Origin of the sequence: uncultured Marivita sp., from assembly GCF_947488135.1 — a bacterium.
Classification (GTDB): Bacteria; Pseudomonadota; Alphaproteobacteria; order Rhodobacterales; family Rhodobacteraceae; genus Marivita.
Window position 1 is genome coordinate 1,246,575 of the sequence record NZ_CANKYW010000001.1, and the last position, 18,916, is coordinate 1,265,490.

Below are 18,916 nucleotides of genomic sequence, written 5' to 3' on the forward strand. Positions count from 1 at the left end.
CCATGGCCCTCGAAGACGCGAAAACCCAGATCGACCACGCCTTCACCCGCGACGACCTGAAGGGTGCCAGTTTCGAAAACGCCTTCGCCGGGGCCACGTCTTTCCTGCGCCGGAAATACACCAAGGACCTGAGCAATGTGGATATCGCCATCACCGGCGTGCCCTTCGATCAGGCGGTGACGCACCGCACCGGCACACGCTTCGGCCCTCGCGCGATCCGCGAGGCGTCGAGCCTGCAACCTTATGACAAGCCCTATGGCTGGGATTACAATGTGCTCGAGGAATTCGCTATTGCGGATTATGGCGATCTGGCCTTCGACTATGCCAAAACGTCCGAATTCCCCGAAACGCTGAAAAACCACATCGCGGGGATTCTTGCGCAGGATACCGCGACCGTCACGCTGGGCGGCGACCACTTCATCACCCTGCCGATCCTGGAGGCTTACGCCGAGAAATACGGCCCCCTGAGCTTGCTGCAATTCGACGCCCATACCGACACTTGGGCCGATGACGACATGGATCGGATCGACCACGGAACCTTCCTCTACAAGGCGGTCAAGCTGGGTCTGGTCGACCCGAGCCGGTCCGTGCAGGTCGGCATCCGTACCGACAACCCCGACACGCTGGGCTTCAACATCATCGACGCCCGCGACATGCACCGCATGGGCCCCGAAGCGGTGGCCGAGCAAATCTGTGAGATTCTCAAGGATTACCCGACATACCTCACCTTCGACATCGACTGCCTTGATCCCGCCTTTGCGCCCGGCACGGGAACGCCCGTCTGGGGTGGCCCGTCAAGTGCCGACATGGCGGTCATCCTGCGGAATATCGCCGGGATCGAGTTGATGGGCGGTGATGTGGTTGAAGTCAGCCCGCCATTCGATACATCGGGGGCGACGGCGATTGCGGGAGCCCATGTCGCGACGGAGATTCTGTCGCTCTGGGGATGGACCCGCCGCGCCTGAAGTTCAGTGTGATTGAACACCGGGCACGTGCCCCATCGAGGCAAGGACAAGGACGTCGTGAAAGTGATATTCTGGGCGCTGGTACTGATTGTTTTGGGAGGGCTTGCCTGGATCAGGTTCGCACCCTCCGATCCGGCGGTCTGGCATGTCGACCCGAAAGTGACCTCGGATCAGGACCTGGCGGGCGGTGTCCGGCGGCGCATCCCGGCCGAAGACGGCACCTTCGCCGAACTGGACCGCATCATCCTCGCCACCCCGCGCACCGAGGTGCTGGCCGGCAGCGTGGAAGAGGGCAAGGTCACCTACATCACCCGCTCGCAATGGATGGGGTTCCCGGACTACACCACGGTGATGAAGAACGAAGACGTGCTGGAGCTTTTTGCCCGCCTGCGGTTCGGCCAATCCGACATGGGGGTAAACAAGGCCCGTGTGGATGGGTGGCTGGAGCGGTTGGGCCGCTGAGGCTTAGAATTGCAGGCCGAGGAAAATAACGGCCAAGGGCACCGGCGATACGGCAAGGATGATCGTCACGAATGTCGACAGCGGCGTGAATATCCCGCTCAGCCCGGCAATCATCATGATGCCGCCCCCTCCGCCGATGAAGGAGTTGCCTGGCGTGTTCACGGCGACTGCCAACGCGACGTAGCGGTACGTCAAAGCGCGTTGAAGCACGCGTTTCGACTGTCCCTCCAGCAGCATCGCGAGCCGCTCGTCTTTCGACAACGGGGCTGCGCGCGCCACCAAATCAGCCGCACGGCGCATGCGCAGGACGCGCAAAACCTGTTCCAACGCGGTGATCGGCAGGAACCGCCCGACCGTGAACGCCAGCATCATCGCGGCTACGGTGCAGACGTAAATCAGCGGTGCAATCGCCGCCCCGAAACCGGCAAGCAGCGCAATTCCGATTTCTGCACCCGGAACGAACGGAATGGCAAGCAGCCCAACATAGGCCACAGCGCCGATCATGATCGCTTGGTGGACCTGCTGCTCGTTGTCGGGCCGAATCTGAAGGTCCAGCGCGTCTCGGATCATGTGCACGCCCCACGTGGCAAGCGCGACGACACTGATGAGTATACCGATCTTGATCACAAGGCCGGGAAACGTCAGCCTTTCAGTCGTCATGGGCGGGGCTCACCCAGATACCGTGTCCAACAGTGTTGGCTTTCCGGCAACGCGGATCCTGATTTGATTGGTCCAGTACCAGCGCCGCGTCGTCCAGGTCACGTCGATCGACACGTCGTCATTCGTGATCGTGCCATACCAAACCACGGTATGTGGGGCATCGGGACAGATCGCTGTTGTCGTGAAGTGAATGACCCCGTCGATTTCCTTGGTCTGGTAGTCGGACCAACCAAAGCTGCAATAGTCCTCGCAATCGGTCGACTGGAACGTTCCGTTGCGAAAGATGATGTCATCCTCTAGCTCCGCACCACTCGACAGGTCTTCACCCCGAATTCGGAACGCCATGCCATCCAGCGCGCCAGTCGCGGCCCAATCCCCCTCTGGCACGGCGAGGTCGGGGATGTCCTCGTTCATCACCGAAAGCGTCGCAGCACCTGTTCCAATGGTCGCGGCTGCAAGTGCAACGATCTGCAAAATCTGAGGCATGAACGTTTCCCTCTCCGGGAAAAATACAAATGAACTTAATACAGCAAGTATGGATCAATTGACGCAGCGTACAAGATAAATCACGAGGCAGGGGCAGGCATCGCAAGAAACTGGAACCAACTGCCGATACATTTATCTTTCTTGGCGGGCGGCATTGGTCGGTAATTTTCCTTTCCGGCGCGGCGCACGCGGTGCAGTCCCTCGTGATCTGAAATCAAGCAAGTATCACGGCGACAAAAGCCCGGACACGGAGTTTCCTCTCACCCATGCTGCATCCAGAGCCTCTTCACCCCCACATATCGTCCTTGACCCCCCCCAGCACTTCCAGCAAACCCTGCGCATGATCCCCGAAGACCGCCTGCACCAGATCACGTCGCGTTTCGAATACCTTGAGGCACAGATGGCCGCAGGGTCCGGCAATATTGCGGCATTGGGCAAGGAGTATTCCGATCTCAAGCCCGTGGTGGAGCAGATCGCGGAATGGAAGCGGGTCCGCGCAGATATCGCCGAGGCCGAGGCGATGCTCGACGATCCCGAGATGCGGGAACTGGCGCAGGAGGAATTGCCCGATCTCAAGGCCCGCCTGCCCGAGGTGGAACACGCGCTGCAACTGGCGCTGCTTCCGCGCGACACCGCCGATGCGCGGCCCGCGATCCTCGAAATCCGTCCGGGCACCGGTGGGGAAGAGGCGGCGCTTTTTGCCGGCGATCTCTTGCGCATGTACCAGCGCTATGCCGAAGCGCGCGGCTGGCGGGTCGAGATCCTCGAACAGCAGGCGACCGAGATCGGCGGCATCAAGGAAGTTGTCGCGCGGATCAGCGGCGACAGCGTGTTCGCGCGGCTCAAGTACGAATCCGGTGTGCACCGGGTACAACGCGTGCCCGAAACCGAAAGCGGCGGGCGAATCCACACCTCCGCCGCCACCGTCGCTGTTCTGCCCGAGGCCGAGGACGTCGACATCGACATCAACCCCAATGACCTGCGGATCGACACGATGCGCAGTTCCGGGGCAGGTGGCCAGCACGTCAACACCACGGATTCGGCGGTGCGGATCACCCATATTCCCAGCGGCATCGTCGTCACCAGTTCCGAGAAATCCCAGCACCGCAACCGCGAGATCGCGATGCAGGTGTTGCGCACGCGGCTCTTCGACATGGAGCGGCAGAAGGTCGATGCCGAACGCTCTGCGGACCGCAAGTCCCAGGTGGGCAGCGGCGACCGGTCCGAGCGCATTCGCACATACAACTTTCCGCAAGGTCGTCTGACCGACCACCGCATCGGGCTGACGCTCTACAAGCTTGATGCGGTGATGGCGGGCGATCTGGACGAGATCGTCGACGCGCTCACCGCCGATGCGCAGGCCACGATGTTGGCCGAGATGACGTGAGCCACGATCCTGAACAGGCCCTGCGGGACGCACGCCGTCAGCTCGAGGTCGCAGGCTCGCCCAGTCCGGCGCGGGACGCCAGCGCGCTGATGGACCTGGTTCAGGGCGATGCGCCACCCTGGACACCGCTGACCGACGACCAGATGACCCACCTCAATCGCCTGATCCAGCGCCGCGCCCGGCGGGAGCCGATCAGCCACATCATCGGCAAACGCGCCTTCTGGATGCACGAGTTCGAAGTGACGCCGGATGTGCTCGACCCGCGCCCGGACACCGAAACGCTTGTGGAGGCGGCGCTGGCGCAGCCTTTTGGGACGGTGCTGGACCTTGGCACGGGGTCGGGGTGCATCCTGCTGTCGCTGTTGCACGAACGTCCCACAGCCCGCGGTATCGGCACCGATATCTCCGAGGCGGCGCTTGCCGTGGCGCGGCGCAACGCGGACAGAGTCGGAGTGGCGGACCGGGTTGACTGGGTCGTGTCCGATTGGTTTTCCGCCGTCACCGGAACCTTCGACATCATCGTGTCGAACCCGCCCTATATCGCGAAGGCCGAGATGCCCGACCTCGCCCCCGAGCTTGGGTTCGAGCCGCGCGGCGCGCTCACCGATGAGGCGGATGGGCTTACCGCCTATCGTACGATTGCGTCGGGTGCAGCGGACTACCTCGTCCCGGGCGGGCGGCTGCTCGTCGAAATCGGCCCCACGCAGGGGGCGGCGGTGATGGCGCTCTTCACAGCCGCAGGGTTCGCCGATGTGACCATACATCCCGACCTCGATGGCCGCGACCGGGTGGTTTCTGGCGTAATCCTGCCGCAAACCGACCCGTGATCGGCAGAATCCGAAGCATTTTGCGCAAATTATACTTGTAAGCGGCGGTCGGACATGATTACTCAGGGGTATCGCAGCGGTCGAGGCAGGTTTGCACCCCTCTCGCGCGGTCGTTAAGCCCACACATGGATGCAATTGCACAGGACCCGCGCACAAAGCGCACACAGCAATCGCAAAAACAGCTGAAAGAAGGCTGGAAAGTTACAGATGCGTTCTTCAAACAAACGTTCGCGGAACAAGAACAACCGCAACCGCCCGAATTCCGTCGGCAATGTCGTCAACCGTGTGTTCGACAGCTCCGGCCCCGAAGGTAAGGTGCGCGGCACGCCGCAACAGATCATCGACAAGTACAACCAACTCGCGCGCGACGCTCAGCTGAGCAATGACCGCGTGAACGCCGAGAACTTCCAGCAGCATGCGGAACATTACATGCGCCTGCTGAGCGAAGCACAGCGCGAACAGGACGCCCGCCGCGAACAGCAGGAGCGGGAGAACCGCGAACGCCAGCAGCAGCGGGATGCGGATCGCGGCAACCGGTCCGACAACGACCAGCAGCAGAACAACCAGCAGTCCCAGAACAACGATCCGGCCAACGCGCCGCAGCCCGATGTGATGGCCACATCCGGCGATGACAATTCGGACAGCGGTCTGGTGGAAACGCCCGAGGCCAAGGCCGAAGACAAGCCGAAAAAGCCCCGCGCGCCGCGCAAGCCGCGCAAGAAGCCGGAACCACAGGCTGACGCCACACCCGAAACAAAAACGCCCGACGCGGCTGAGTAACTCCGGCATCCGTGCAGGCGGCGGACTGCGTCAGGCCAACCGCCGCGCCAGGGCGCAGAACGCCTCGATCGACACGCGTTCGGCGCGTTCGGTCGGCGGGATTCCCACCGCGTTCAGGTGATCCTCGATATCCGGCGCCAGCCCCTTGAGCGACGCGCGCAGCATCTTGCGGCGCTGGTTGAACCCGGCGGCCACCACACGCTCCAACACTTTCGGATCGGCCTCGAACCGAGGCGCGGGCAGGGCGTGCAGATGTACTACGGCTGAACTCACCTTCGGCGGCGGGCTAAACGCTTCGGGCGGCAGATGCATCGCGATATGGACATCGCAGCGCCATTGTGCCAGCACCGCCAGGCGGCCATAGGCCTTGTCGCCGGGTTTCGCGACGATCCGCTGCGCCACCTCTTTCTGGAACATCAGCGTGAGGCTTGTCCAAACCGGCGGCCACGCATCCGGCGTCAGCCAGCGCACCAGCAATTCGGTGCCAACATTGTAGGGCAGGTTGGCGCAGATCGCGATGGGCGGTGTCAGCCGGTCCAGCGGGTTGATCGCAAGCGCATCACCCTCCACCACGTCCAACCGTCCGGGATACGCCGCCGCGATCTCGGCCAGCGCGGGCAGGCAGCGGGCGTCCTTTTCGACCGCCAGCACCTTGCGCGCGCCTTCGGCCAAGAGCCCTCGCGTCAGGCCACCGGGGCCGGGGCCCACTTCGAGCACATCCATCCCGGTCAGGTCGCCGGCCTGTCGGGCGATCTTAGCGGTCAGGTTGAGATCCAGCAGAAAGTTCTGACCCAGCGCTTTTTTCGCGCTCAGACCATGGGTCGCGATCACCTCGCGCAGCGCGGGAAGGGCATCAATCGCGGCCATACGACCCTCGGGACACCGGGCGCGTGCCCTGCTTCTTCTTTTTCCAAATATGCAAATTCTGTCCCATCCAACCGAGTTGCCGTCAGGATGCCGCGTTCGCAAGCCGCCACGCCATGCGCAACGCCTCGATGGTGGAGGTCGGATTCGCCTGCCCGGTGCCCGCGATGTCGAAGGCGGTGCCGTGATCAGGAGAGGTACGGATGATGGGCAGGCCCAGCGTCACGTTCACACCCCGGTCGAAATCCAGCGTCTTGATCGGGATCAGTGCCTGATCGTGATACATGCAGATCGCGGCGTCATAGCCCCTGCGCGCGGCGGCGTGGAACATCGTATCCGCCGACAGCGGCCCGATCAGGTCGATGCCCTCGGCCCGCAGCCGATCCAGCACCGGCGCAATCACGTCAATCTCTTCGCGCCCCATGCGCCCGCCTTCACCCGCGTGCGGGTTCAGCCCGGCCACCGCCAGCCTTGGCGCGACGATCCCGAATTGGGTCCGCATGGCGGTGTGAGTTATGCGGATGCGGGTTTCCAGAAGCTCGGGCGTCAGTGCCAGCTTCACCTCGTTCAAAGGGATGTGGATCGTTACCGGGACCACGCGCAGTTCGGGTCCCGCCAACATCATCACCACGTCGGTCGTATCGCAGAGATGGGCGAGGAATTCGGTATGGCCCGGAAAGCCGAAGCCCGCGCCCTCTTGCAGGGCCTGCTTGTGGATCGGCAGCGTACAGATGCCACCCGCCTTGCCACTGGCGGCCAGCGCCACCGCGCGCTCGATGACGGCGATGACGCCCTTGGCTTGCGCGGGCTGCGCGTGACCGGGCGTGCGGGCGCCGTCGAACCGATGCGGCAGCACCGGCAGCGCGCCGGGATGCGCCGGGACCTCGTCCGGGGCCGCGATCTCGACCCAGTCGGTGCCCTCGGGCAGATGTGCCGGATCCCCGATCAGGAAAAACGGCACCTCACCGCGCAGCGCCTGCCAGGCCATCCCGGCCAGCTCGGGTCCGATCCCGGCTGGCTCCCCGATGGTCAGGGCAATCGGCGCTGCGCTCATTGCGTGACGATGCGGGCGTCGGCGCGCAGTTGCGACAGGTAGCTTTCCGCCAGCGAGTTGAGACGCTGGTTGCGCAGACCCAGGGCGAACTGGTCGCGGTCCACGTCCTCGTTCATCTCGGCCGTGCGTCCGCAGAGCATCAGGAACACGAGCGTCTGCCCATTGGACCGCGTCAGCGCCGTGGACACCTCACCGGGGTCGAGTTTCGACAGCTCGAAGGCGATATCGGTGGGAATATCCGAGGGCGGCAGCGCCTGACGTTCCAGCACTTCGGCCGGTTGGCCCTGCGCCACAGCGTAAAGGTCGTCGCAGCGATCCACCTTGCTGGCCAGAACCCGCGCCTGTGCCAACGTCGCGTCGGACCGGCCGCCGGGCATATAGTAGGCGGCGTATTCGATGGCAGAATAGGTCGGCGCGGTGTAGCCGGCCTCTTCGATATCGCGCAGTTGGAACAGCGCGATGGCGTTCGGGATCGGGATCGGATCGGTCACTTCCCCCGGTGCCAGGGCCAGCACCAGCGGGCGCAGAACCGGCGGCAGATCATCGAGGTTCTGCCACGGCAAGCGGCCCCCGGCACCGCGCGTGGCGGTTGCCGAAAATTGCCGCGCCTGTGCCGAAAACTCCGCTTCGGAGGTGATCTGACTGATCCGCTCGGCGCGGGCGCGCACGGCGTCGGCCTGCGGCGGCGGGGCGGGCATGATGATTTCAGACAACAGGACCCGCACGGACGAGCCACCAGAGGCACCGAGTGCGCGGTCGACTTCGGCCTCGGACAGGTTCACGCGTCCGGCAAAGCGGGCCTGCACCAGCAGACGCCAGCTCAGTCCGGCGCGCACGAAGTCGCGGAAGGTCTGCGCCGACACGCCGTTGCCCTCGAGCGCCTGAATGAATTCCTCGCGGCTCAGATTCGCGCGTCCGGCGAATTCGGTCATGCCGTCCAACACTTCCTCTTCTGACGGCACGATGCCCGCCGCTTCGGCGGCCTGAATGCGCAGCCGGTCGTCGATCAGTTGTTCCCGCGCCAGCTCCTGCGCGTTGCCGGGCGCACGCAGAACGGTCAGCATCCGCGCGCGCTGATCCAGTTCATAAGCGGTCACCACGCTGTCATTGATCTTGATGACGGGCGCAAAAAGGTTCTGGGCCTCGGCGGTGACCGGCCCGAGGGCCAGCGTCACTCCGAGAGCCAGAGCGCTGAGTTTGCGGATGGACGTGTTCAGTAACTGCATGAACGGCGGTACTCCTTGCCACTGCCGCCGGTGCTGAAGCCAGTCAGCGCGACGGTCAGGCCGAAATCGGTTGATGGTTCAAGGTTAGTGGAAGAGGCAAAGCTGCGCGAGACCGAAAAGTCCACCGCGACACATTCGTTGCGGTATTCCGCGCCGACACCCGCCGTCAGGAACTGGCCTTCGGCGATGTCATAGCGGGTGTTGCCGGTGGCGGTCCAGTTGCGGTCGATATTGTAGCGCCCGTTGACCCGCCATTGCGATTGCGCGTCGTCGCGATCCTCTAGCGGATCGGTGGTGAGCAGGATGTAGGACGCGCCCAGCGTGTATGCGTCGCCCGACAGATTCGCCCGCATCTCGGCCTTGGTGAAGCGGGTCTGCTCGATGTCGTAAAGCCCGCGCGCCAGAAGCTGGATCCCGTTTTCGTGTGCAAACTGCCCAGCCACGAGCCAATCCGAGGCTTTGCTGTCCATACCCGAAGAGCGCGAGAAGTCACTGTCGAATTCGTCCCGCCAGACCCGTCCCACGGTCAGCGCCGCGCGCCAGCCTTCGGGATCGTCCCGCATCCAGCGCAGACCGGCCGCGCCGATCAGGCCCCGTTCGCGCCGGTCGGGGGCCGGAAAGCGCGACAGGGACAACAGGTTGCCTTCGTCGAATTCGACCCGCGTGCTTTCGTCATTCGGCACGCCCGAGCGCTCGCCGCCGATCCAGCCCAACTGCGCGACCGGTTCGACCATCACCCGCGCCCCGTTGGCGGCCGTCTTGACCAGCGGCCAGCGCAGTTCCACAGACGCCGCAGGCGTGACTTCGGTATAGTCGCCTTCGGCTGCCGCGTCCTGATCGACGAGGAACCGGTCGATCCAGAGCTGCGTGATCGCTCCGGCGCGCACGCCGCCGGGTAGGGTCCAGCGGTCGCGCCAGCTCAGGTCCAGATTGGCCCGCGCGACATCGCGCCCGTCGACCACGCTGTCGGCATCCGAGCCGTCGATATCGGTGTCCGAATAGCGGTAATGCCCGTGCGTCTGGAAGCCGAGCCGCACCTCGCCGCCCAGACGGGTCGGAAAGAAGCGCCGATTGTAGCGCAGGTCGCCGATGATGGTCGGTTGGGTTGCGTTGTTTTCACCATCGGTGAGGCTTTCGTAGTGGATCGCACCCACCGAGAAGAACGTATCCCGCGTGGTCCGTGACAGGGTGATTGCGCTGTCCAGCCGATCTTTCTTGAAGTCGCTGTTATAGTCGTTGAGGTAGGATTCGTCCGTCACCGCCTCGATATCGAAGGACAGGCGAAAGTCTCGGGGCAACCGGAAGACACCTTCGGCAAAGAGCAAACCGCGCACCTCGGGTTCAAGAGAATCGCGGCTGATCGCGCCGTTGACGGTGATGTCGCCGGTGCGGAATGCTTGCCGGTAACGCAGTTCCAGCGTCCGCGTGATCGGCGAAACGTATGGAGTCAGTGTCAGGTCGGCGTGGTCGCCGATGGGGATGAAGTAGGGCAGCTTGATTCCGAAGCCCAGAAGCGATGAGGTTTTCAGTTCCGGGATCAGAAACCCGCGTGCCCGTTCCAGCGTGGGATCGGGCAGGCGCATCCGGGGAATGTAGAACACTGGCACGTCGAGGATGCGGAGCTGCGCATTGTTGAAGTAGATCTGCCGCTCCTCCGCATCGTGTACGACCCGGCTGGCGCGGATCGACCAGAGCGGTGGGCCCTCGCTGCCGCAGACCTGGCAGGATGTGGCGGCGACCTGGCTCATCGCGGTGTAGCGCCCCTCCACCCGCGCCGCCCGGGCCGAAGCGATCTGCAACTGCTCGTCCAGAACGAACCGCGCGCTTTCCAGCAAGCCGTTCTCGAAACCCTGGTCCAGTTCCGCCTGCGTCGCGGTCAGCACGTCGCCATTGGGTTGAGTGATGCGGATCGGCCCCTGGATGTCGAGCGTGTTGTTGCGCCGATCGTAGACGATCGTCGCCGCTGTCAGACGTGTGCCTTGATGGAGCGCTTCGACATTGCCGGTGGCCACGAGCGTGTCGCCGCCTTCCTGCACGAGAATCTGATCGGCAAGCAGCACCACGTCGCCCGATTGCGCACGAGGCGCGTGAGGAACCAGCATCAGCGCCAGAAGGCAAAGAAGAACGCGCCGCAGCATCATCCGTCCTCCCGGTGCAGGATGAGTCCGAGCGCCAGAAGCACCGAGGCCGCAGGCGGGGCCCAGGCTGCGGCCAGGGGATTGAGCTGGCCGTTCTCACCCAGAATCTGCGCGAAGTTTCGCACGTAATACAATGAAAACCCCAGAAGAACGGCAGAGAGAACCGCGACGCCCGTGCCACCCATGCGACTGTGCCGCATGGTAAAGGCCGCGCCGATCAGCACCATCGAGATCAAGAAAACCGGCCGCGCCAGTTCCATCTGCAACCAGACGGCATGCCGACGGGCCGAGAAACCGGCGTCCTCGAGATCGGTGATGAAGCCCTGCAACTCCCAGACCGAAATGGCGGATGGTCGCCCAAAGCGGTCCCGGATGCTCTCTTCGGTCAGGGTCGATGACACCGTCAGTTCATCGTATAGCACCGCGTTGGTTTCGGGATTCACCCCCGCGGTCAGGGGCCAGACCTTGGCCTCGCGCAGCAACCACGCGCCGTTCTCAAGCTCGGCCTCGGCCGCCTCGATCCGGCGCACCGGGCCGCCGCCCTCGGCATAGGCCACGAACATCACGTCATAGAGCACGGTCCCGTTCGGATTGGCGCGCGCCGCCCGGATCACCGTTTGCCCGCGCGGATCCGACTGGCGCAACCACAGCCCTTCGGCCCCGATGGACAGCGCCGAGGTGCCGCCGCTGCGATAGGTCTCGCGCAGATCGGAATAGGCCTTGGACGTCGCCGCCACGATCGGGTTCCCCATGGCCACCGTCAGCCCGCCGATGACGGCCGCCACCACCAGCGGCCCGACCAGCGCCGTCAGGCCCGACCGTCCCGCCGCCCGCGCCACGACGAGCTCCGAGGACCGCGCCAGCGCCACGAACAACGCGATCGACGACAGGATCATCACCAGCGGCAGGATTTGATACATGCCTTCCGGCGTGTTCAGCAGCGTGAGCTTCATCACCTCGCCGAAACTGACCGAGCTGTCGAAGCGGCGGATTTGCTCGACCAGATCGAGCAGCATCTGGAACAGGAAGAACACGCCGAAAATCGCCAGAAATGTCCAGAAAAACCGGCGCGCGAAGTAGAGGTGAAGCGTCATGCCGGCACCTCTGCATTGGACCCGCGTCGGAACGGGCGGGCGGCAAGGTGCAGCATCCCTACCGCCAAGGCCAATCCGACGACCGACGGCAGATAGACCAGCGGCCAGAGCGCCACGTTTTCGCGCGTCGGATCCGTAACCGCGCTTTCGACCAGCTTCACCACCACCAGCAGAAAGATCGCCACGACGATCTGACGCCCGACGCCGAAACGGCTGAACCTGCCGGTCATCAGGGTCGCGAACCCGATCAGCGCCGACACCAGCGCCAGAAGCGCCTGTTGGAACCGTCCGTGCAATTCCTCGCTGATCCGTGCCAGAGGCACGTCGACCTGCTGGGCCATCTCGGCGGGTCGGGTTATCATGTCCCACGTCGCCAAGTGGCTGGGCCGCAGGTTCAGGTTCTGGTTCTGCACGATCATGTTGCTGATATCGTAAGTGAAATCCTGAAAGATCGTGGTTGACAGCGTGCGCGTGTCGGTCCGCAGGGTCTGCGCCAGTCCGCTGACCATCACCAGCCGCGGCCCCCCATCAGCCTGCACCACATAGGCGCGCTCGGCGGTATAGGTTATCTCGCGATCCTCGCGCCGCCGGTCCGACAGGTAGACGTCGCGCAATTCGCCGTCCTGCGTGATCTCGCGGATAAAGAAGGTGACACCGGGTCCGGGATGCAGGAACGTGCCCTCGCGCAGCAACCGCGCGCTGACCGAGCCCGAAATCTCGACCTCGCGCTCCTTGAGCTGCGCGGTGGAGGCGGGGACCAGAAAGTGGGTCAGCGCCGACATCATCACCGCCACGATTACACCGAACAGCAACACCGGTCGCGCCAGCCGCCACGGGCTGTAGCCCGTGGCCTGCACCACGGTCAGTTCCGAGTCGCCCATCAGCCGATTGGTGACATAGACCGCCGCCGCGAAGGACGCCATCGGCAGCACCAACGCAATCACGCCCGGCAGGCTCAGCGCGCTGAATTCGAGGAACACGCCCGCTGAATGGCCGTCGGCGATCAGCCGGTCGAACAGCACGACCGCGCGGTTCACCCAGTAGACCGCGACGAGCACGAGTGCGAAGAACCCAAAGAGGACCATGAGTTGCGACAGCATGTATCTGTCGAATCTTGGCACAGCTTACCCCTTCGCACGACATGGAGTGGGCCAGCATGGCCCCTTCCCCTAGGGTTTGCGGGAAAACCCGCCTCTGGTCAACCGCGCGCACGGGCGCTACCCCTATATCCAGACACTCAGATGGAGCAGAACATGGCGGAACTTCGCGCACTCACCTTCGTGCCGGTCGATACCGACGCATTGACGACGGCCCAAGGCCGGATCGCGGTCTTCGTCACACCGGATCTCAAGCTAAGCGCGGGGGCGCGGCGGCTCAATCGGCTGACCAAAGGCGCGCTCGCCCGCGCCACCGCGTCCGAGGCGTGGGACAAGCTGTCCGAGGGCAAGGTGATGACAATCGCATGGCCCGCAGGCTTGGAGGCCGAGGCGGTGGATATGGTCAAACTGCCCCGCCGCCCGAGCCATGAGCTTGCGCGCAAGGCGGGTGCCGCGCTGGCGGTGGCCGCAGGCAGCGCGCCCATGACCGTGCTGGTCGAAGGCACGAACCGGCCCGAGGAGATCGCGCTTGGCGTCGCGCTGCGCGGTTACGGCTTCGACGATCACAAAACCAAGAAGGACGACCCCCGGGGTGCCGCCACGTTCATGTGTGCCAAGCCGGAAGAGGCCGAGGCCGCCGCGGTCCCGCGCATTGCCGTGGCCGAGGGTGTGCATTTCACCCGTAACCTCGTGAACGAGCCGGCCAATGTTCTCACCACGACCGAATTCGCCAAACGGCTTGAGGCGCTGCGCGATCTCGGGGTCGAGGTCGAGGTGCTGGAAGAGGACAAGCTCGAGAAGCTCGGTATGCGTGCGCTGCTGTGCGTGGGGCAGGGTTCGGCCAGCCCGTCCAAGGTGGTCATCCTGCGCTGGAAAGGCGGGGCCAAGGGCGATGCACCGCTGGCTTTGATCGGCAAAGGGGTCGTGTTCGACACCGGGGGCATTTCCCTCAAACCCGCCGCAGGCATGGAGGACATGACGATGGACATGGGCGGCGCGGGTGTTGTCGCGGGCGTCATGCACGCGGTTGCCAAGCGCAAGGCCAAGGCCAATGTGGTCGGCATGGTGGGGCTTGTGGAAAACATGCCGTCCGGCAACGCGGTGCGTCCCGGCGACGTGGTGGCGTCGATGAAGGGCGACACGATCGAGGTGGTGAACACCGATGCGGAGGGCCGTTTGGTGCTGTGTGACGTCATGTGGCACGCGCAGGAGACCGAAAAACCCGCCGCCATGATCGACCTCGCCACCCTGACGGGCGCCTGCATCGTGGCCTTGGGCTATGAAAAGGCGGCCGTTTATTCCAACGACGAACCGCTTGCGGGCGCGTTCCTCAAGGCGGCTGAGGCCGAGAACGAAGGCGCGTGGCGGATGCCGTTGGGGCAGGCCTATGACGACATGCTCAAATCTCCCGTGGCGGACATGAAGAATGTCGGCGGCCGCCCCGCCGGGTCTGTGACGGCAGCGCAGTTCCTCAAGCGCTTCGTTAAGGATGACATGCCTTGGATCCATCTGGACATCGCCGGGGTCGCGCATGTGAAGACCGATCTCGATCTGTCGCCCAAGGGGGCAACCGGCTGGGGCGTGCGGGCGCTGGACCGGCTGATCGCCGACAAGTTCGAAAAGGCCGAGTGACCTATGGGTGCCGCGTACTTCTACCACCTGACGCAAAAGCCGCTTGAAGCGACCTTGCCCATGCTTCTGGGCAAGGCGCTGGGGGCGGGTTGGCGCGTTGCGGTGCGGGGAACGGACGCGGCGCGGATGGAGTGGCTCGATCAGAAGCTGTGGCTGGGACCGGAGGACGGGTTTCTGCCGCATGGGATCGCCGGTGGGCCGCATGACGCGGCGCAGCCGGTCTTGCTGACGGTTGCGAAAGAGGCGGCGAATGATCCGCAGTGCCTGATGACGGTGGACGGGGCCGATGTCGCGCCGGACGAGGTTCAGACGCTGGAACGGGTCTGCGTGCTCTTCGACGGCAATGATCCGGTGGCGGTTGATGTCGCGCGTGGCCAGTGGCGCAGCCTCACCGGAGCGGGCTGTTCGGCGCAATACTGGTCCGAGGAATCGGGGCGCTGGGAAAAGAAGGCCGAAACCTGATTTTCTGCGGGTTAACAAACGGTTAAACGGTCAGTGCCCTTGACCCATTGTTTCGCGCGCGAAACATTCGGTCCGCTTCGGACCTATCTGCCACCACCCCATTGTGAGCCCTTTCGCTTTCGCCTACGCTTTGCCTTGAACCTGACCTTGAGGGAGGAGAGCAGGCCATGAGCAAGAGCTTCGACATGATCGTGATTGGCGCAGGCCCCGGCGGCTATGTCGCCGCCATCCGTGGCGCGCAGCTTGGGTTGTCAGTGGCGATTGTCGAACGCGAGCATCTTGGCGGCATCTGCCTCAACTGGGGATGTATCCCAACCAAGGCGATGCTGCGCACCTCTGAGGTGTTCCACCTCATGCACCGCGCCAAGGAGTTCGGTCTCAAGGCAGACGGCATCGGCTACGATCTGGACGCCGTCGTCAAACGCTCGCGCGGGATTGCGAAGCAGCTCAATTCGGGCGTCGGGCATCTGCTCAAAAAGAACAAGGTCAACGTGGTCATGGGCGAGGCCACGATCCCCGCCAAAGGCAAGGTGCGGGTCAAGACCGACAAGGGCACCGAAGATCTCAGCTCTAGGAGCATCGTAATCGCCACCGGAGCGCGCGCGCGCGAATTGCCGGGGCTCGAGGCCGATGGCGATCTGGTCTGGACGTATAAACACGCGCTGGTGCCGAAACGGATGCCGAAGAAGCTCCTTGTGATCGGCTCGGGCGCGATCGGGATCGAGTTTGCCAGTTTCTACAACACGCTGGGTGCCGACACGACCGTGGTCGAGGTGATGGACCGCATCCTGCCCGTGGAAGACGCGGAGATCAGCGCGTTCGCAAAGAAACAGTTTGAAAAGCAGGGCATGACGATCCGCGAGAAGGCAATGGTCAAGCAGTTGGATCGCGGCAAGGGCAAGGTGACGGCCCATATCGAGGTGGCGGGCAAGGTCACGAAGGAAGAGTTCGACACGGTGATCTCCGCCGTCGGCATCGTCGGCAACACCGAAGGTCTGGGGCTAGAGGCGTTGGGCGTGAAAGTGGACCGCAGCCATGTCGTGACCGACCCGATGTGCCGGACCGGCGTCGACGGGGTTTACGCCATCGGCGACATCGCGGGCGCGCCTTGGCTGGCGCACAAGGCCAGTCACGAAGGCGTCATGGTGGCCGAACTGATCGCGGGTGGCCATCCGCACGCGGTCGCGCCGGACAGCATCGCGGGCTGCACTTATTGCCAGCCGCAGGTGGCAAGCGTCGGTCTGACCGAGGCGCAGGCGAAAGAGCAGGGCTTTGACTTCAAGGTCGGACGGTTCCCTTTTATCGGCAACGGCAAGGCGATCGCGCTTGGCGAACCCGAGGGGATGATCAAGACGGTGTTCGACGCGAAAACCGGCGCATTGCTGGGCGCGCACATGGTGGGGGCGGAAGTGACCGAGCTGATTCAGGGTTACGTGGTCGGGCGGCAGTTGGAGACGACTGAGGAAGACCTGATGCAGACCGTGTTCCCGCATCCGACCCTGTCGGAAATGATGCACGAAGCGGTCTTGGACGCCTGGGGACGGGCCATTCACTATTAAGCTGGCATTAACCGAATCTTCTTAGCTTGAGATTATTCGTACGAATAATCTCGGGCGTCACCATATTATTCTGGGTGCGGTGAGGAGGGTCGGTCGATTAGACGTGCTGCCCGCCATTCACCTCGATCTCGGTTCCGGTGACATAGCCGCTTTGCCTCGAACACAGGAAATAGATCACATCCGCCACTTCCTGAGGCTGACCAAGCCGCCGCATCGGAAGTTTCTCGACGATCTTGTCGGTGCCTTCGCTCAGGATGCTGGTCTCCACCTCACCGGGTGCGATGGCATTCACCCGAACGCCCAACGGCCCGAAATCATGCGCCATTTCGCGGGTCAGCGCCGCCAGTGCGGCCTTGGAGGTGGCATAGGCAGCCCCGGCAAATGGGTGCACCCGAGCGCCTGCAATGGAGGTGACGTTGACGATGGCGCCTTTGGCCGCCGCAAGTTCATCCTTCAGACCGCGCCCCAGCACGACGGAGGCGAAGAAATTGACGTGAAACACCTTGCCCCAGTCGCGCAGATCGGTGTCGAGCGTGCTCAACCGTTCGCCATTCGGCCCCTTGGGCGAAATCCCCGCATTGTTCACCAAAGCGTCAAGCCGTCCGCCGTCGAGCCGGTCCTTGACGGTGCGCACCGCCTCCATCGTCTGTTGCGGATCGGCAAGATCGACCTGGATGTGATTGCGTTCGCCGCCGGGCCACGGGCAGTTCGGGGAAAACGCCTGCCGCGAACAGCTGATCACACGCCAGCCTTCGGCGGCGAATTTCTTGACGGTGGCATGGCCAATCCCGCGGCTTGCGCCGGTGAGCAGCAGGGTGCGTTGAGGGGTCGTGTCTGACATGGGATCAGCCTAGGGCAAGCGATGCGCCGTTGCGAGGACCAAAGCGTGTCAGTCGCGACTGGCGAAGAAGGCGGCGACTTTCGGCTGGATCCATGCCCAGATTTTCGGCGCGCCGCTGTCGATCTTCGGACCGATGCGGGACGCGAATTTCTCGTAGGTCACATCATAGTCGATCCACGACCCGCCGCCCGAGGCAAGGTTCTGCATCGGTGGCTGCATCCGGTCGATGGATTTGGCGAATTGCGCTTCGGGTGTTTCGTTGGCTTCAAATTCGTCCCAGATGTCGCGGAAGGTCTGCGCCTGATCGTCGGACAGAAGGCCGAAGATGCGGTCTGCGGCGGCTTGCTCCCGGTCGGCTAGGGCGTCGGCATCGTGATCGGCGAAGACCGGTGCGTCGCCCGCGTCGATCTCCACCAGATCATGCAGGAGCAGCATCTTGACGATCTTGCCGGTGTTCAACGGCTGTTCAGCATGTTCGGCCAGAACCAGCGCGTAGAGTGCGATGTGCCAGGAATGTTCCGCGCTGTTTTCCATCCGCGAGCCATCGCAGAGCGTGGTGGCCCGCAGCACGGATTTCAGACGATCCGCTTCGGTCAGGAACGCCATCTGTTGATCTAGCCGGGTCATCTGGCCTCCTTGGTTGCGCGCTTTTGTGCTACGGTATCGTTTAAAGGGAGGCGACCGGCCATGTCATCGAATGTCACAGCCAAGACGGACCAGCCGGTGACGCAGTTTCTCAGCCAGGTGGAGCATCCGGGGCGGCGCGAGGATGCATTTGTTCTCGAGAATTTGTTTCGCGACGTAACCGGGTTCGAGCCGCGCATGTGGGGGGCGTCGTTGGTCGGCTACGGTCAATACCATTATCGCTATGACAGCGGTCGCGAAGGCGATTTCCTGGCGACCGGCTTTTCGCCGCGCAAGGCCAACATGTCGATCTACATCCTGCCCGGCTACACGAATTTCGATCACATCCTGCGCAATCTCGGGCCGCACAAGACCGGCAAGTCGTGCCTTTATGTCGGGCGGTTATCTAAGATCGACCTCGATGTGCTTGCCACGCTGATCCGCGCGGGGCTAGACGACTTGAGCGCGCGCTGGCCTGTCACCGCGACTTGACCGGCCCCGCTTGCGCCAGATGCTCAGCGCCCGAAATTCTCGTCTTTCTTCTGGCCTTCGATCCGGGCGCGGATGAAGGCGCGGGCCTTGCGCTCGGCCATGCGCACGCGGATCGCGGTCAGGAACGCTTCTTCGAGGGTGGTCGACGCGGCGCCAAGCTCGGCCGCGACTTCCATGAAGAAACGGTCATCGTCGAGATGCTTCATCGCCTTGAGCGTGTCGTCGGCGAGCTTTTCCGCCAATTCCTGAACCATCGACATGCGGGA

Annotated in this window: 20 protein-coding genes; 9 read left to right on the top strand and 11 right to left on the bottom strand. The window is 63.7% G+C overall.

The window, feature by feature from the left end:
• Positions 1-2: 2 nt before the first annotated feature.
• A complete protein-coding gene (speB, locus tag Q1B16_RS06210; protein ID WP_299785574.1) occupies positions 3-965 on the top strand; it encodes an agmatinase in 963 nt (320 codons plus the stop codon).
• Between the two features lie 57 nt (positions 966-1,022).
• Positions 1,023-1,427: a DUF1499 domain-containing protein gene (locus tag Q1B16_RS06215; RefSeq protein ID WP_299785576.1), complete on the top strand. Its 405-nt coding sequence runs from the start codon at positions 1,023-1,025 to the stop codon at positions 1,425-1,427.
• Between the two features lie 3 nt (positions 1,428-1,430).
• On the opposite strand, the gene Q1B16_RS06220 is transcribed toward Q1B16_RS06215, so the two are convergent.
• Complete coding sequence (locus Q1B16_RS06220) at positions 1,431-2,087, bottom strand: hypothetical protein (protein WP_299785578.1); 657 nt, start codon at positions 2,085-2,087, stop codon at positions 1,431-1,433.
• Between the two features lie 9 nt (positions 2,088-2,096).
• Complete coding sequence (locus Q1B16_RS06225; RefSeq protein ID WP_299785580.1) at positions 2,097-2,573, bottom strand: hypothetical protein; 477 nt, start codon at positions 2,571-2,573, stop codon at positions 2,097-2,099.
• A 340-nt stretch (positions 2,574-2,913) separates the two neighbouring features.
• Between Q1B16_RS06225 and prfA the strand changes: the two genes are divergently transcribed.
• From prfA to Q1B16_RS06240, 3 genes are all read left to right on the top strand, one after another.
• On the top strand, positions 2,914-3,960 hold the full coding sequence (gene prfA / locus Q1B16_RS06230) for a peptide chain release factor 1 (protein ID WP_299785582.1): 1,047 nt from the start codon (positions 2,914-2,916) through the stop codon (positions 3,958-3,960).
• The gene (gene prmC, locus Q1B16_RS06235) at positions 3,957-4,787 is read left to right on the top strand and encodes a peptide chain release factor N(5)-glutamine methyltransferase (protein WP_299785584.1); all 831 of its coding nucleotides are present in this window, start codon (positions 3,957-3,959) and stop codon (positions 4,785-4,787) included. Before prfA ends, prmC begins: the two co-directional genes overlap by 4 nt.
• A gap of 207 nt (positions 4,788-4,994) precedes the next feature.
• On the top strand, positions 4,995-5,567 hold the full coding sequence (locus Q1B16_RS06240) for a DUF4167 domain-containing protein (protein WP_299785587.1): 573 nt from the start codon (positions 4,995-4,997) through the stop codon (positions 5,565-5,567).
• Positions 5,568-5,597: 30 nt separating this feature from the next.
• On the opposite strand, the gene rsmA is transcribed toward Q1B16_RS06240, so the two are convergent.
• The 6 genes from rsmA to lptF all read right to left on the bottom strand — a co-directional run bounded on the left by rsmA (position 5,598) and on the right by lptF (position 13,064).
• Positions 5,598-6,434 (bottom strand): 16S rRNA (adenine(1518)-N(6)/adenine(1519)-N(6))-dimethyltransferase RsmA, encoded by an 837-nt coding sequence (gene rsmA, locus Q1B16_RS06245; RefSeq protein ID WP_299785589.1) that lies wholly within the window; start codon positions 6,432-6,434, stop codon positions 5,598-5,600.
• 82 nt (positions 6,435-6,516) lie between these two features.
• Positions 6,517-7,485, bottom strand: coding sequence for a 4-hydroxythreonine-4-phosphate dehydrogenase PdxA (gene pdxA / locus Q1B16_RS06250; protein WP_299785591.1), 969 nt, complete (start codon positions 7,483-7,485; stop codon positions 6,517-6,519).
• Positions 7,482-8,711 (bottom strand): peptidylprolyl isomerase, encoded by a 1,230-nt coding sequence (locus Q1B16_RS06255; RefSeq protein ID WP_299785593.1) that lies wholly within the window; start codon positions 8,709-8,711, stop codon positions 7,482-7,484. Before Q1B16_RS06255 ends, pdxA begins: the two co-directional genes overlap by 4 nt.
• A complete protein-coding gene (gene lptD, locus Q1B16_RS06260) occupies positions 8,699-10,852 on the bottom strand; it encodes an LPS assembly protein LptD (protein ID WP_299785595.1) in 2,154 nt (717 codons plus the stop codon). Before lptD ends, Q1B16_RS06255 begins: the two co-directional genes overlap by 13 nt.
• The gene (gene lptG, locus Q1B16_RS06265; protein WP_299785598.1) at positions 10,849-11,943 is read right to left on the bottom strand and encodes an LPS export ABC transporter permease LptG; all 1,095 of its coding nucleotides are present in this window, start codon (positions 11,941-11,943) and stop codon (positions 10,849-10,851) included. The genes lptD and lptG overlap by 4 nt, the downstream gene beginning before the upstream one ends.
• Positions 11,940-13,064: an LPS export ABC transporter permease LptF gene (gene lptF, locus Q1B16_RS06270; RefSeq protein ID WP_366140139.1), complete on the bottom strand. Its 1,125-nt coding sequence runs from the start codon at positions 13,062-13,064 to the stop codon at positions 11,940-11,942. Before lptF ends, lptG begins: the two co-directional genes overlap by 4 nt.
• Before the next feature lie 132 nt (positions 13,065-13,196).
• Here lptF and Q1B16_RS06275 point away from each other — a divergent pair, with 132 nt between their 5' ends.
• From Q1B16_RS06275 to lpdA, 3 genes are all read left to right on the top strand, one after another.
• On the top strand, positions 13,197-14,672 hold the full coding sequence (locus tag Q1B16_RS06275; protein WP_299785600.1) for a leucyl aminopeptidase: 1,476 nt from the start codon (positions 13,197-13,199) through the stop codon (positions 14,670-14,672).
• 3 nt (positions 14,673-14,675) lie between these two features.
• Positions 14,676-15,134: a DNA polymerase III subunit chi gene (locus tag Q1B16_RS06280; RefSeq protein ID WP_299785602.1), complete on the top strand. Its 459-nt coding sequence runs from the start codon at positions 14,676-14,678 to the stop codon at positions 15,132-15,134.
• Positions 15,135-15,301: 167 nt separating this feature from the next.
• Complete coding sequence (lpdA, locus tag Q1B16_RS06285) at positions 15,302-16,693, top strand: dihydrolipoyl dehydrogenase (protein ID WP_299785604.1); 1,392 nt, start codon at positions 15,302-15,304, stop codon at positions 16,691-16,693.
• A gap of 97 nt (positions 16,694-16,790) precedes the next feature.
• Here the strand turns inward: lpdA and Q1B16_RS06290 are convergent, their stop codons facing one another.
• Together Q1B16_RS06290 and Q1B16_RS06295 are read right to left on the bottom strand one after the other, a co-directional pair.
• On the bottom strand, positions 16,791-17,534 hold the full coding sequence (locus tag Q1B16_RS06290; RefSeq protein ID WP_299785606.1) for an SDR family oxidoreductase: 744 nt from the start codon (positions 17,532-17,534) through the stop codon (positions 16,791-16,793).
• Positions 17,535-17,582: 48 nt separating this feature from the next.
• Positions 17,583-18,161 (bottom strand): HD domain-containing protein, encoded by a 579-nt coding sequence (locus tag Q1B16_RS06295; RefSeq protein WP_299785608.1) that lies wholly within the window; start codon positions 18,159-18,161, stop codon positions 17,583-17,585.
• A gap of 60 nt (positions 18,162-18,221) precedes the next feature.
• Here Q1B16_RS06295 and Q1B16_RS06300 point away from each other — a divergent pair, with 60 nt between their 5' ends.
• Positions 18,222-18,650: a DUF1801 domain-containing protein gene (locus tag Q1B16_RS06300; protein ID WP_299785610.1), complete on the top strand. Its 429-nt coding sequence runs from the start codon at positions 18,222-18,224 to the stop codon at positions 18,648-18,650.
• A gap of 23 nt (positions 18,651-18,673) precedes the next feature.
• On the opposite strand, the gene Q1B16_RS06305 is transcribed toward Q1B16_RS06300, so the two are convergent.
• On the bottom strand, positions 18,674-18,910 hold the full coding sequence (locus Q1B16_RS06305; RefSeq protein ID WP_299785612.1) for a hypothetical protein: 237 nt from the start codon (positions 18,908-18,910) through the stop codon (positions 18,674-18,676).
• Between the last annotated feature and the right edge of the window lie 6 nt (positions 18,911-18,916).